Source organism: Amycolatopsis sp. NBC_00348 (assembly GCF_036114655.1).
Lineage (GTDB): Bacteria > Actinomycetota > Actinomycetes > Mycobacteriales > Pseudonocardiaceae > Amycolatopsis.
Genome location: NZ_CP107994.1, coordinates 4,956,046 through 4,971,426 on the forward strand (window position 1 = coordinate 4,956,046; position 15,381 = coordinate 4,971,426).

The following is a 15,381-nucleotide window of genomic DNA, read 5'->3' on the forward strand; positions in this document are numbered from 1 at the left end:
ATGGCTGCGTCCCGTTCAGATGCCGAGTTGGTTGTCGATGAAGTCGAAGATCTCGTCGTCGCTGGCCGAACCGAGCCGCGAGACCGATTCGTCCACAGTGGACGCGGGTGCGCATCGGCCGAGCAATGCCTGCAGCCGGACGGCGAGCCCGGCGCGGGCGTCGTCGCCCAGCCCGGTCAGCGCGTCCCCGAGCGCGGTCTCCAGGCGGCCCAGCTCGGCGAGCACCGGCGCCGGGCCCGCCGTGTCGACGGCCCCCAGCTCACCGGCGAGGTGCGCGGCGAGGACGTCCGGGCTCGGGTGGTCGAACAGCAGCGTCGCGGGCAGCCGCAGGCCGGTCGCGGTACCGATCCGGTTGCGCAGTTCCAGCGCGGTCAGCGAGTCGAACCCCTGCTCGAGGAACCCGCGGGCCGGGACGATCGCCTCCGCTCCGCTGTGCCCGAGCACCGCGGCGGCCTGCGAACGTACGAGGTCCAGCAGCAGCGCGACCCGGTCCACACCGTCCACTCCGGACAGTGCGGCGAGCACCGCGGCCGCCGGATCCGCCTCCGCCGCCACGCGGCGGGCCGGCGTCCGGACCAGACCGCGCAGGACCGCGGGGACCCCGTGCGTCGCCGCGCGGGCCTGGACCAGCCCGGTGTCGAGCCGCATCGGCACGAACGCGGGTTCCCCGGACGCCAGCGCGGCGTCGAACAGCGCCAGTCCTTCGTCTTCGGTCAGCGCGGCCACACCGCCGCGGGACATCCGCTTGACGTCGGCGTCGGCGCCCATGCCGCCGCCCTCGGTCGCCCACAGGCCCCAGGCCAGCGACGTCGCCGGCAAGCCCTGGGCTCGCCGGTACGCGGCCAGCGCGTCCAGGAAAGCGTTTGCCGCCGCGTAGTTCGCTTGGCCGGCGTTGCCCATCGTGCCCGCCGCCGAGGAGAACAGGACGAACGCCTCGACGTCCCCGGCCAGCTCGTGCAGGTTCAGCGCGGCGTCGACCTTCGGCCGCAGCACGACGTCGAGGCGGTCGGGGTCGAGCCCGGCGAACGTGCAGTCGTCGAGGACACCGGCGGTGTGCACGACCGCGGACACCGGATGCTCGGCCAGCAGGGCCGCCACGGCGTCGCGGTCGGCGACGTCGCAGGCCGCGAACGTCACCGCGGCGCCCAGCTCGCGCAGCTCGTCGCCGAGCCCGGTGTCGGTGCCGCGGCGGCTGACCAGCAGCAGGTTCCGCACGCCGTACGCCGTGACCAAGTGCCGGGCGAACAGCCCGCCCAGCGCGCCGGTGGCCCCGGTGACCAGCACCGTTCCGGCCGGGTCGAGGGACGCGAGCCCCTCGTTCGCGGTCTCGGCACGTGCCAGTCGCGGCGCGCTCGCCACGCCCCGGCGGAGCATCAGCTGCGGCTCGCCGGTGGCCAGCGCCGCGGGCAGAGCGCGTAGCGACGCGTCCTGGTCGTCGGCGTCCACCAGCACCAGGCGGTCCGGGTACTCCGACTGCGCCGAGCGCAGCAGGCCCCAGACCGCGGCGTTCGCGAGGTCGTCCACGTCCGGACCGGCCGCGTACCGGGTCCGGAACACGATCTTCGTGTCCAGCAGACGATCGTCAGCCAGGGCGGCCTGGGCCTGGGCCAGTGCACGGAAGACGGCCAGCCGCACCGCACCGGCGTCGGCCGGGCCCGCCTCGCACGGCAGCACCAGGACGTCCGGCGCCGCGGCGTCGTCGTCGGTTGCGGAGAGGAAGTCCTCGTATTCGCGGACTTCGGCGCCACTCGCTCGCAGGGCATCCGCCAACGCGGGGTCGTCGCCGGCAATCGCCCAGGTGCCGGGCTGCTGCGCCGCCAGCGGGACGCCGGACCAGCCCAGCTGGAACAGCGACCCCGAGCGGGCCGGGGCCAGCCGCCCGGCCGGGCGGAGCACCAGGGCGTCGATCGTGGCGACCGGCGCGCCGGTGGCGTCCGCGATGTCCAGCTTGACCGCATCTTTGCCCGCGCCGCTCAGCCGGACGCGCAGCCGTGACGCCCCGGTGGCGTGCAGCCCGACCCCGGTGAAGGAGAACGGCAGGCGGCCGGTGCCGGTGTCGTCGACCAGCGTGCCGAGCCCGACCGCGTGGAGCGCGGCGTCGAGCAGGGCGGGGTGCAGCCCGAACCCGATGGTCTCCTCGGCGAGTTCGACTTCGGCGAAGACCTCGCCGTCGCGCCGCCAGGCGGCCTGGAGGCCCTGGAACGCCGGGCCGTACTCGAATCCGGCACCGGCCAGGGCCCCGTACCAGCCGTCCAGGGGCACCTGCTCGGCCTCCGGCGGCCAGGACTCGAGGTCCGCGGCGGCCAGTCCCGGCTCGGGGGTGAGCGTCCCGGCTGCGTGCCGCGTCCAGGGGTCCTCGGTGTTCTCCGGTCGCGAGTGGACGGTCACCGGACGGCGGCCGGACGCGTCCGGCGCACCGACGCCGACCTGCACCGCGACGCCGCCCTGTTCGGGCAGGACCAGCGGCGTCTCCAGGGTCAGCTCCTCGACCCGCGGGCAGCCCGCCTGATCGCCGGCTCGCAGCGCGAGTTCGACGAAGGCGGTGCCCGGCAGCAGGATCACGCCCTGGACGGCATGGTCGGCGAGCCACGGGTGGGTCCGCGTCGACAGCACGCCGGTCGCGACGAGTCCTTCGCCCCCGGCCAGCGCGACGGTCGCGCCGAGCAGCGGGTGGCCGCCCGGGGCGAGGCCGAACGCGCTCGCGTCGCCCGGACGCGGTGCGCCCGCCGACGGCCAGAAACTCTGGCGCTGGAAGGCGTACGTCGGCAGCGGGATCGGCCGGGTCGATGCCGGGCCGAACGGCCGGGTGACGTGCCCGCGTACCTGAAGGGTGCCCAGCGCGGTGACCGCGGTGAGCGGCTCGGGCCGACCCGAGCGCAGCGCGCTCACGAAGGTGCCGGTGGCGCTTTCCTGGGCCAGCGCCGTCAGGACGGCGTCCGGTCCCAGCTCGAGGAACGTCGTGACACCCTGGGCGGCCAGCTCGCGCACTCCGTCGGTGAACCGGACGGCCGCGCGGACGTGAGTAACCCAGTACTCCGCGTCGAACTCGGTCACCAGCTCGCCGGTGACGTTCGAGACGATCGGGATAACCGTCTTACTGTAAGACAGAGACTCAGCTATACCGCGGAACTCTTCGAGCATCGGGGCCATCAGCGGCGAATGGAAGGCGTGGCTCACGACCAGCCGCTTGGTCTTGCGGTCCGCGAACTTCTCGACCACCGCCAGCACGGCGTCCTCATCGCCCGAGATGACCGTGGATGCCGGGCCGTTCAGCGCGGCGATGGTCACACGGTCTGACAGATATACCGAAACTTCGTCCTCGGTCGCTTGGATCGCGACCATCGCGCCACCCGACGGCAGCGCCTGCATGAGCCGGCCGCGGGCCGCGACCAGCGTCACCGCGTCCGCCAGCGACAGCACCCCCGCCACGTGAGCGGCGGCGATCTCGCCGACCGAGTGCCCGAGCAGATGTCCCGGCCGCATCCCCCAGTCCTCGAACAACCGGTACAGCGCGACTTCCAGCGCGAACAGCGCGGGCTGCGTGTACTCCGTGCGGTCGAGAGCGGCCGCGTCCTCGAAGACGACCGTCCGCAGTGGACCGTCGAACTCCGCGCACACGGCGTCCAGCGCGGCTGCGAACACCGGGTACGTGTCGTACAGCTCGCGGCCCATCCCGGCCCGCTGGCTGCCCTGCCCGGTGAAAAGCACGGCCAGCCCGCCGGTCGTCACCTCACCCTCCACAACGGACGGTGCGTGCTCGCCGCGGGCCAGCACGCCCAGCCCGGCGCGGAAGCCGTCCCGGTCGGCCGCGACGACGGCCGCGCGGTGGTCGAACGACGCCCGCGTGTCCGTCAGCGCCCGGCCGATCTCGGCCAGGCCGAGCCCCGGGTGGGCGTCGAGGTGGGCGCGCAGCCGCTGCGCCTGGTCCCGCAGGGCCTGCGGCTCGCGGGCCGAGAGCACCCACGGGTGCGGCCCGGCGGCGCCCGTGACCGGCGGCTCCGCCGCGGCCGGGACCTGCTCGATGATCGTGTGCGCGTTGGTGCCGCTGAACCCGAACGACGACACCGCCGCCCGGCGCGGGCGCCCGGTCTCCGGCCACGCCCGCTGCTCGGTGAGCAGCTCGACCGCGCCTGCCGACCAGTCGATGTGCGGCGACGGCTCGTCGACGTGCAGCGTCTTCGGCAGCACACCGTGGCGAATGGCCTGGACCATCTTGATCACGCCGCCCACCCCGGCCGCCGACTGGCTGTGCCCGATGTTGGACTTCAGCGAGCCCAGCCACAGCGGCTCGCCGGTGCGCTCGGCGCCGTAGGTCGCGAGCAGTGCCTGCGCTTCGATCGGGTCGCCGAGGACCGTGCCCGTGCCGTGGCCCTCGACGGCGTCCACATCGGACGGTTCGAGCCGCGCGTTGGCCAGCGCCTGGCGGATCACCCGCTGCTGCGACGGGCCGTTCGGCGCGGTCAGGCCGTTGGACGCGCCGTCGGAGTTCACGGCCGTACCGCGGACGATCGCGAGCACCGGGTGCCCGTTGCGCCGTGCGTCGGAAAGCCTTTCCAGTAAGAGCATTCCGGTGCCTTCGGACCAGCCGGTGCCATCCGCCGCCGCGGCGAACGCCTTGCAGCGGCCGTCTTCGGCCAGGCCCTGCTGGCGACTGAAGTCGATGAACGCGGCTGGGGTCGACATCACCGCGACCCCGCCGGCCAGTGCCAGTTCGCACTCGCCCTGCCGCAGCGCCTGCGCCGCGAGGTGCAGCGCCACCAGCGACGACGAACAGGCCGTGTCCACGGTGACCGCCGGGCCTTCGAGGCCGAAGGTGTAGGCGACCCGGCCGGACGCGACACTGCCGGACGTCCCGGTGCCCAGGTAGCCCTCGGCGCCGGCCGGAACGGTGTGCAGCAGCGCGGAATAGTCGTTGTACATCACGCCGGCGAACACGCCGGTGCGGCTGCCGCGGACCGCGTGCGGATCGATGCCCGCCCGCTCGAACGCCTCCCACGACGTCTCCAGCAGCAACCGCTGCTGCGGGTCCATGGTCAGGGCCTCGCGCGGGCTGATCCCGAAGAACGCCGGGTCGAACTGGTCGGCGTCGTGCAGGAACCCGCCGTGCCGGGTGTAGCTCGTGCCGGCCTGGCCACGGTCCTCGGCGTAGAGCGAGGCGAGGTCCCAGCCGCGATTGGCGGGAAACTCCGAGACGGCGTCGCCGCCGGTCTCGACCAGGCGCCACAGCTCCTCCGGCGTCCGCACGCCGCCGGGGTAGCGGCAGGCCATCGCGACGATCGCGATCGGTTCGTCCACATGGGACGCCGCGGCCACGACCGTCTGACGCTCCTGCGTGCCGAGCAGCTCGGCGGCGAGGAAGCCGGCCAGGACCTCCGGGGTCGGGTAGTCGAAGACGAGCGTCGCGGGCAGCCGCAGCCCGGTGGCCGCGTTGAGCCGGTTGCGCAGCTCGATCGCGGTCAGCGAGTCGAAGCCCAGCTCGGTGAACGCGGTGCGCGCGCCGATCGCGTCCGGCGTGGCGTGGCCGAGCACGCCGGCGACCTCCGCGCGGACGACGTCGAGCACCAGCGCGTCGCGGTCCTCGGCCGTGGCCAGCCGCGCCGCGAGGGAACCGGGCTCGGCGGCCGCGGCGGCGCGGCGGGCCGGGGCACGCACGAGGCCGCGCAGCAGCGGCTGCACCGTCCCGCTCGCTGCGGCCTGCGCCCGGAGCACGTCGAGCACCAGCCGGACGGGCACGAGCTGGGCCTGGTCGGCGGCCAACCCGGCGTCGAAGAGCCGGAGACCGTCCTGAGTGGACAGCGCGGCGACCCCGGACGACTCCATCCGGCGCAGGTCGGCTTCGTCGAGAGTGCCGCCCATGCCGCCGGTCTCGGCCCACAGGCCCCAGGCCAGCGACGTGGCGGGTTCGCCCAGCTCACGGCGGTGGGCGGCGAGGGCGTCGAGGTGGCTGTTGGCCGCGGCGTAGGCCGCCTGGCCCGCGCCGCCGAAGACGCCGGCGGCCGAGGAGAACAGGACAAACGCGTCGAGGTCTTCGGTCAGCTCGTGCAGGTTGAGCGCCGCGTCCGCCTTCGGGCGGAGCACCGCGGCGAGCCGCTCGGGGGTCAGCGAGCCGAGGACGCCGTCGTCGAGGACACCGGCGGTGTGCACGACGGCGGTCACCGGGTGTTCGGCCAGCAGTGCTTCGAGGGCGTCGCGGTCGGCGACGTCGCAGGCCGCGAACGTCACCTCGGCGCCCAGCTCCCGCAGCTCGGCACCCAGTCCGGTGTCGGTGCCGCGGCGACTGACCAGCAGCAGGTTTCGCACACCGTGCGTGGTCACCAGGTGCCGGGCACACAGCGAACCGAGCGCGCCGGTGCCGCCGGTGATCAGGACGGTCCCGTCGGGCCGGAACGTCACCGGCGTACCCGTGGTCTCCACGGCCAAGCGCGGCGCGAGCACCCTTCCGTCGCGGATCGCCGTCTGCGGCTCGCCGCTCCCGGCGGCCGTGAGGATCCGGGTGACGTCGGCGTCACCGGCGTCGACCAGCGTGAACCGGCCCGGGTTCTCGGTCTGGGCGGTGCGGATGAGGCCGATCGACGCGGCCGCGCGGAGGTCGGTGATCCGGTCGTCCGGCCCGGCGGCAACCGCGCCGCGCGTGACCACGACCAGCGCGGACTCCGCGAAGCGTTCGTCGGAAAGCCACGCCTGAGCCAGCGCCAGGGTTCGGTCCACTTCGGACACCTCGACCACGACGGCCGAGGGCACCTCGGTCAGCTCGGCGAGCTCGGTCACCACGGAGTAGGTCGCCGGGTCCGGCTCGGCACCGGCGGCGACCGCAGCCCAGTCCACTTTGTACAGCGGCAGGTGGTCCCCGGCGAGCTGCGCGGCCTGGATCGGGCGCAGGACCAGGGAGTCCACGCTCAGCACCGGCTGGCCGGCGGGATCGGTCGCCTCGATCGAGACGGCGTCGGTGCCCGCTGCGGCCAGCCGCACCCGCAGCGCGGACGCACCGGTGGCGTGCAGCGAGACTCCCGCCCACGAGAACGGCAGCCGGGCACCATCGGCGTCGAGGACGCCGAGACCGATGCCGTGCAGGGCCGCGTCGAGCAGGGCCGGGTGCGCCCCGAACCGCGACGACTCGACGTCGGCGTCGAGCGCGACCTCGGCGAACACCTCGCCGCCACGGCGCCAGGCGGCCCGCAGGCCCTGGAACACCGGGCCATAACCGAGACCGGTGGCGTAAAGCGCGTCGTAGAGCCCGGCAACGTCGACCGGTTCGGCCCCAGCGGGCGGCCACTCCACATCGGACACTCGCGCCACGGTCTCCGGCACCAGGGCGCCGCTCGCGTTGCGAACCCACGGTTCGCCACCGACCCGCGAGTGCACCGCCAGCGACCGGCGGTCGCCGAGGGCGGCGCCGAGGGTCAGCTGCACCGTGACCTCGCCCTCGGCGGGCAGGACGATCGGCTGCTGGAGGGTCAGTTCTTCGATCCGAGCGCACCCGAGGTCGGCGCCGGCCCGCAGGGCGAGCTCGACCAGCGCGGTGCCCGGCAGCACGATCGCGCCGTGCACCTGGTGCTCGGCCAGCCACGGCTGGGCGGCCACGGACAGCCGGCCGGTGAACAGCACACTGTCCACCTCGGCCAGTTCGACGGCCGCGCCGAGCAGCGGATGCCCCGTCGCGACCAGACCCGCGGCGGCGACGTCGGCCGCGCTGACCGGGGCGTGCAGCCAGAACCAGCTGCGCTCGAAGGCGTAGGTGGGCAGGTCGACACGACGGGCACCGTCGAACAGCGCGGCCCAGTCCACCGGGGCGCCGGTCGTGTGCGCCACGCCGAGCGCCGCCACCGCGGTGTGCGCTTCCGGACGTCCCTTGCGCAGTGTCGGGACGAACGTCGCGTCGGGAACGATCTCCTGGCCCAGCGCCGACAACACGCCGTCCGGACCCAGCTCGACGAACGTCGTGACGCCCCGGGCCGCCGCCGCGCGGACGCCGTCGAGGAACCGCACGGCCTCACGCACGTGCCGCACCCAGTAGTCAGCGTCGAACTCCGTGATCGGCTCGCCGGTGACGTTCGAGACAATCGGTATAACCGTCTTACCGTATGACAGAGACTCCGCTATACCGCGGAACTCCTCGAGCATCGGGTCCATCAGCGGTGAGTGGAAGGCGTGGCTCACGACCAGCCTCTTCGTCTTGCGGCCCAGGTCGGCGAAGTGCGCCGCCACGGCCAGTACCGCGTCCTCGTCACCCGAGATGACCGTCGAAGACGGGCCATTCAACGCCGCAACGGTCACACTGTCTGACAGATATACCGAGACCTCGTCCTCGGTCGCGTCCAGAGCCACCATCGCGCCACCCGACGGCAGCGCCTGCATCAGACGGCCCCGCGCCGACACCAGCTTCACCGCGTCCGGCAGCGACAGGACACCCGAGACGTGCGCCGCGGCCAGTTCGCCGATCGAGTGGCCGACCAGCACGTCCGGCCGCAGGCCCCACGACTCGTAGAGCCGGAACAGCGACACTTCCAGCGCGAACAGCGCCGCCTGGGTGTACTGGGTCTGGTCGACGTCCCCGTCGAGGTCCAGCCCGGCGGCGATCTCGTCGAACGCCGTCGCGAACACCGGGTACGCCGCGTACAGCTCCCGGCCCATCCCGGCCCGCTGGCTGCCCTGGCCGGTGAACAGGTACCCCAGCCCACCGCCGGCCACGGCACTGGACTCACCGCGCGCGACCGCTTCCAGCCCGGCGCGCAGCTCGGCGACATCCGAGCCGGTCACGACGGCGCGGTGCGCGAAGCGAACCCGCCCGGTCGCCAGCGAGAACCCGATGTCGGCCGGGTCCTGGCCGGCGAGGAAGTCCAAAAGGGTCGCGGCCTGCCCGCGCAGTGCCTCCGACGTCTTAGCCGAGAGCACCCACGGCACCACCGGCATCGACGCCGGCGTGACAACCGGAGAAGGCTCCGGGTACTGCTCGATGATCGTGTGCGCGTTGGTCCCGCTGACGCCGAACGACGACACCGCCGCGCGCCGCGGCCGTCCCGTCTCGGGCCACGGCCGCTGCTCGGTGAGCAGTTCCACCGCGCCGGACGCCCAGTCCACGTGCGGGGTCGGCTCGTCGACGTGCAGCGTGCGCGGCAGAACGCCGTGGCGCATCGCCATGACGACCTTGATGATCCCGCCGACGCCCGCCGCGGCCTGCGTGTGGCCGACGTTCGACTTGAACGACCCGAGCCACAGCGGCTCGCCGGTACGCTCGGCACCGTAGGTGGCCAGCAGGGCCTGCGCCTCGATCGGGTCGCCCAGCGTGGTGCCCGTGCCGTGCGCCTCGACGACGTCCACATCGGACGGTGCGAGCCGCGCTTCGGCCAGCGCCTGCCGGATCACGGTCTGCTGCGCGGGTCCGCTCGGCGCGGTGAGGCCGTTGGACGCGCCGTCGGAGTTCAGCGCCGAGCCGCGGACCACGGCGAGCACGGGGTGCCCGTTGCGGCGCGCGTCGGACAGCTTCTCCAGCAGCAGCATGCCCGCGCCCTCGGACCAGCCGGTGCCGTCCGCCGCGGCGGCGAACGACTTGCACCGGCCGTCGAACGACAGCCCGCGCTGCTTGCTGAACTCGACGAACGCCCCCGGCGTCGACATCACGGTGACCCCGCCGGCCAGCGCCAGTTCGCACTCGCCCGAGCGCAGCGCCTTGGCCGCCCAGTGCAGCGCGACCAGCGACGACGAGCACGCAGTGTCCACAGTGATCGCCGGGCCTTCGAGGCCGAAGGTGTAGGCGACGCGGCCGGACGCGATGCTGCTCGACCCGCCGGTGCCGAGGTAGCCCTCGACGCCGGGCGGGATCGTGTGCAGCCGCGATGCGTAGTCGTGGTACATCACGCCGGCGAACACGCCGGTCCGCGTGCCGCGCACGGACTCCGCCGGGATCCCGGCACGCTCGAACGCCTCCCACGACGTCTCGAGTAGCAACCGCTGCTGTGGGTCCATCGCCAGGGCCTCACGGGGGCTGATCCCGAAGAAGGCCGGGTCGAACTCACCCGCGTCGTGCAGGAAACCGCCTTCCCGGACGTAGGACGTGCCCGCGGAATCCGGGTCGACGTCGTGCAGCGCGTCGAGGTTCCAGCCGCGGTCGGTGGGGAACGGCGAGATACCGTCGCCGCCGTCGAGCACCAGCCGCCACAGGTCTTCCGGGCCGGCGATGCCGCCGGGGTAGCGGCAGCTCATCGCGACGATCGCGATCGGCTCGTCGCTGCCGGACGTCGTCACGGCGACGCGCGCGCGGCTCGGGCCGCCGGTCAGTTCGCCGCCGAGGTACCCGGCGACCTTGGCCGGGTTCGGGTGGTCGAACACCAGCGTCGCGGGCAGCCGTAGGCCGGTCGCGGCGGCGATGCGGTTGCGCAGGTCGACCGCGGTGAGGGAGTCGAACCCGAGGTCCTTGAACGCCCGGCCCGGCTCGATCTCGCCCGCGTCGGCGTGCCCGAGGGCCAGCGCCACCTGCGTCCGGACCAGGTCCAGCAGCGCGGTGTCGCGGTCGGCCGGGGACAGCTCGGCGATCCGCGAGCCCAGCGTCGAGGCGGCCACGGCGGTGTCCACCACGCGGCGGACGGGCACCCCGGCCAGCCCACGCATGATCGGCGCGAGCGCGCCGGTGGACGCCTCGGCCCGCAGCGCGGCGGGATCGATCCGCATCGGCACGAGCACGGAGTCCGATGTGGACAGAGCCGTGTCGAACAGTTCGGTGCCCTGCTCGGCAGAAAGCGCTAGCACGCCGGCGCGGTTCATCCGGGCGCGGTCGGCGTCGTCCAGCGACGCGGCCATGCTGCCGCCCGCGGCCCACAGGCCCCAGGCCAGCGACGTCGCGGCGAGGCCCTGGGCGCGGCGGTGCGCGGCGAGGGCGTCGAGGAAGGTGTTGGCGGCCGCGTAGTTGGCCTGGCCCGCACTGCCGGTGATGCCGGACGCGGACGAGAACAGGACGAACGCGCGCAGGTCGGCGTCCACGGTCAGCTCGTGCAGGTTCAGCGCGGCGGCAGCCTTCGGGCGGGCCACGGTCGCGAGCCGCTCCGGGGTGAGCGCGGAGATGACGCCGTCGTCGAGCACGCCGGCGGTGTGCACGACCGCGGTCAGCGGGTGCGCGGCCGGGACGGCGGCCAGCACCGCGGCGAGGGCGTCGCGGTCCGCGACGTCGCAGGCGGCGAAAGTGACCCGGTCCCCCAGTTCGGCGGCCAGCTCGGCGGCGCCGTCGGCGTCGGCGCCGCGGCGGCTGACCAGCAGCAGGTGCCGGACGCCGTGACGCTCGGCGAGGTGCCGGGCGAACAGCTTGCCCAGCGCACCGGTGCCGCCGGTGATCAGGACCGTGCCGTCCGGGTCCAGCTCGGACGGCGTTTCGTCCGCCCGGGCGACCCGCGCCAGGCGAGGGGCGAGCACACCGCCGTCGCGGACGGCGGTCTGCGGCTCGCCGGTGGCGGCCGCCGCGACCAGGTCGCCGATGCCCGCGGCCGCGTCCAGGTCGACCAGGAAGAACCGGCCGGGGTTCTCCGACTGCGCGGACCGCACCAGGCCCCAGACCGGCGCGGCTGCCAGGTCTGCCACGCCCGCCTCGCCTACCGGTACCGCGCCCCGCGTGGCCACGACCAGCGCGGACTCTTCACACCGCGGGTCGGTCAGGAACTCCTGGAGCACGGCCAGTGCCCGCTCCGCCGCGTCGTCTCCGGCGAACCCGACGACGACCACTTCCGGCACGTCGTCGCCCAGCTCGGCGGCGCCGCCGAGGCCCAGCTCGTCCGGGCCGACGAGGACGTACTCGTGCCGCGCCGGGGTGGCCGGGACGGCGGTCCAGTCGACGCGGAACAGGCTGTCGTGGCCCCGGGTCCGCGCGGCCGCGATCTGCGCGGCCGACACCGGCCGCAGCACCAGGGACCCGATCGAGGCGACCGGGCGGCCTTCGGCGTCGGCCAGGGTGAGTGCGACGGCGTCGGTCCCGGCCCGGCTCAGCCGGACCCGCAGTGCGGACGCACCGGTGGCGTGCAGCCGGACGTCGGTCCACGCGAAGGGCAGGCTGCCGCCGCCGGTCTCGGTGAGGAAGCGGCCGAGCCCGACGGCGTGCAGGGCGCTGTCGAGCAACGCCGGGTGCAGCCCGAACGGCGCGGCGTCCGTGCCGGCGGGCAGCGCGACCTCGGCGAACACGTCGTCGCCGCGGCGCCAAGCCGTCTTTAAGCCACGGAAGACCGGGCCGTAGCCGAAGCCGCGTTCGACGGTCCGGTCGTAGAAGCCGGTCAGGTCGACCTGCTCGGCGTCGGCCGGGGGCCACTCGGCTAGTCCGTCCTCAGTGGACGCACTCGCGGTAGCCAGAATGCCGGAGGCGTGGAGGGTCCAGGGCTCGTCGTCGAGTCGCGAGTGGACGGTCAGGCTGCGGCGCCCGTCGTGGTCCGGCGCGCCGAGGGCCAGCTGGACGGCGACACCGCCGGTCTCCGGCAGCACCAGCGGGGCCTGCAGGGTCAGCTCTTCGAGGTGGTCGCAGCCGGCCTGGTCACCGGCGCGGACGGCCAGCTCGACGAACGCGGTGCCGGGAAGCACGGCCGGCCCGGACACCCGGTGCTCGGCCAGCCACGGGTGCGAACGCAGCGAAAGCCGGCCGGTGAAGAGGAACCCGTCACCGTCCGCCAGCGCGACGGCGGCGCCGAGCAGCGGGTGCTCGACGGCGCTCAGCCCGGCCGAGGTGAGGTCGCCGGGGCCGGAGGTGGCGAGTTCGGGCCAGTACACGGACCGCTGGAAGGGGTAGGTGGGCAGCTCGACACGGCGACCATCGGGCAGCAGCGCCGCCCAGTCCGGCACCGGGCCACGCACGTGGACCTCGGCGAGCGCGGTCAGCAGGGTGCGCTCCTCCGGCCGGTCCGCGCGCAGCACCGAGCTGAAGGAGGCGTCATCGGCACAGTCGGCGCCCATCGCCGACAGCACGGCGTCGGGGCCCAGCTCGAGGAAGGTGTCGACTTCGTTCGCACGCAGGGTGCGGATGCCGTCGGCGAACCGGACGGCCTCACGCACGTGGCGCACCCAGTAGTCCGCGTCGAACTCCGTGACCAGCTCACCGGTGACGTTCGAGACAATCGGTATAACCGTCTTACCGTAAGACAGAGACTCAGCTATACCCCGGAACTCCGCCAACATCGGATCCATCAACGGCGAGTGGAACGCATGGCTCACCGTCAGCCGCTTCGTCTTGCGATCTGCGAAGTGCGCCGCCACGGCCAGCACCTCGGACTCGTCGCCCGAGATGACCGTCGACTCCGGGCCGTTCACCGCAGCGACGGTCACACGGTCAGACAGATATACCGAGACCTCTGCTTCGGTCGCCTGTAAAGCCACCATCGCGCCACCGGACGGCAGTGCCTGCATGAGCCGGCCACGCGCGGCGACCAGCTCGGCGGCGTCGGCCAGGGAGAGCACCCCGGCCACGTGCGCGGCGGCCAGCTCACCGACCGAGTGGCCGAGCAGGAATCGCGGCCGCAACCCGAGGTGGGTGACCAAGCGGTAGAGCGCGACCTCGATGGCGAACAGCGCGGGCTGGGTGTACGCGGTCCGGCCGAGCTGCTCGGCGTCGTCCAGGACGGTCGCCAGCGGACGGTCGAGGTGGACGTCCAGCGCGGCGCAGACCTCGTCGAACGCGGCCGCGTACACCGGCTGGGTCCGGTACAGCTCGGCACCCGCGCCGACACGCTGACTGCCCTGGCCGGTGAACAGGAACGCGAGCTTGCCGTCGGCCACCGTGCCGCGGACCTGGCCGGGTCGCTCGGTGTCCGACGCCAGCGCGAACAGCGCGTCGGCGAAGCCGGCGCGGTCCGCCTCGATCAGCACCGCCCGGTGCTCGTGGGCGGTCCGGGTGACGGCCAGCGAGTGGCCGAGGTCGTCGAGTCGGACGTCGGTGGCCAGCTGCCCGCGCAGCGACGCGGCGAGTTCGCGTAGGGCCGCGCCACTGCGCGCGGAGAGCACCCACGGCCGCAGCCGAGGCTCCTCCGCAGGCCGCGCGGCCGACGGCGAGACCACCGGCGCCTGCTCCAGCACGACGTGCGCGTTCGTCCCGCTCATCCCGAACGACGAAACCGCCGCCCGGCGCGGCGCACCGGTCTCCGGCCACGGCCGGGCCTCGGTGAGCAGCTCGACCTCGCCCGCCGTCCAGTCCACTTTGGACGACGGCGCGTCGACGTGCAGCGTCTTCGGCAGCAGGCCGTGCCGCATCGCGAGGACCATCTTGATCACGCCGGCGATGCCCGACGCGGACTGCGTGTGCCCGATGTTCGCCTTGAGCGAGCCGAGCCACAGCGGCCGGCCCGCGGGCCGGTTCCGGCCGTAGGTGGCCAGCAGCGCCTGCGCCTCGATCGGGTCGCCCAGCGCGGTGCCGGTGCCGTGCGCCTCGACGGCATCCACATCGGACAGTGCAAGCCCGGCGGCGGTGACGGCCTGCCGGATCACCCGCTGCTGCGCGGGACCGTTGGGGGCGGTCAGGCCGTTGGACGCGCCGTCGGAGTTGACCGCCGAACCGCGGACGACCGCGAGCACCGGATGGCCGTTGCGCTGCGCGTCGGACAGCCTTTCCAGCAGCAGGACGCCGACGCCTTCACCCCAGTTGGTGCCGTCGGCGGCCTCGGCGAACGCCTTGCAGCGACCGTCGACGGCCAGCCCGCGCTGGCGCGAGAACTCCACGAACGCGCCCGGCGTCGACATCACCGCGACGCCGCTCGCCATCGCCAGGCCGCACTCGCCGTTGCGCAGGGCTTGCACGGCCAGGTGCAGCGACACGAGACCGGACGAGCAGGCGGTGTCCACCGTGACCGCCGGGCCCTCCAAGCCGAGGGTGTAGGCGATCCGGCCGGAGACGACGCTGGCCGCGTTGCCGGTGCCGAGGTGGCCTTCCATGCCGTCGCGCGCCAGCAGCAGGAGCGTCGCGTAGTCCTGCATGTTGGTGCCCGCGAACACGCCGGTCTTGCTGCCGCGCAACGACTCCGGGTCGATCCCGGCGCGCTCGAGGACCTCCCACGACGTCTCCAGCAGCAGCCGCTGCTGCGGGTCCATCGCCAGCGCCTCTCGCGGGCTGATGCCGAAGAACGCCGAATCGAACTCGGTGGCCCGGTCCAGGAAACCGCCTTCTCGGACGTAGCTCGTGCCCTGGTGGTCGGGGTCCTCGTCGTAGATCGCGTCGAGGTCCCAGCCGCGGTCGCCGGGGAACGATGTGATCGCGTCGGTCTCGTCGACCGCGACCTGCCACAGCGCCTCGGGCGTGTCGACGCCGCCGGCGTAGCGGCAGCTCATCGCGACGATCGCGATCGGCTCGGTGTCGGTCGACTCGGCCGCGGCCAGGCGCTGCCGGGTCTCGTGCAGATCTGCGGTGACCTTCTTGAGGTAGGTCACCAG

The 15,381-nt window shown here is 73.9% G+C and carries 1 protein-coding gene; it reads right to left on the reverse strand.

All coding sequences use genetic code 11. The annotated features are described in order from the left end of the window. Positions 1–15 precede the first annotated feature (15 nt). Positions 16–15,378 (reverse strand): SDR family NAD(P)-dependent oxidoreductase, encoded by a 15,363-nt coding sequence (locus OHS58_RS21485; RefSeq protein ID WP_442875567.1) that lies wholly within the window; start codon positions 15,376–15,378, stop codon positions 16–18. Positions 15,379–15,381 lie beyond the last annotated feature (3 nt).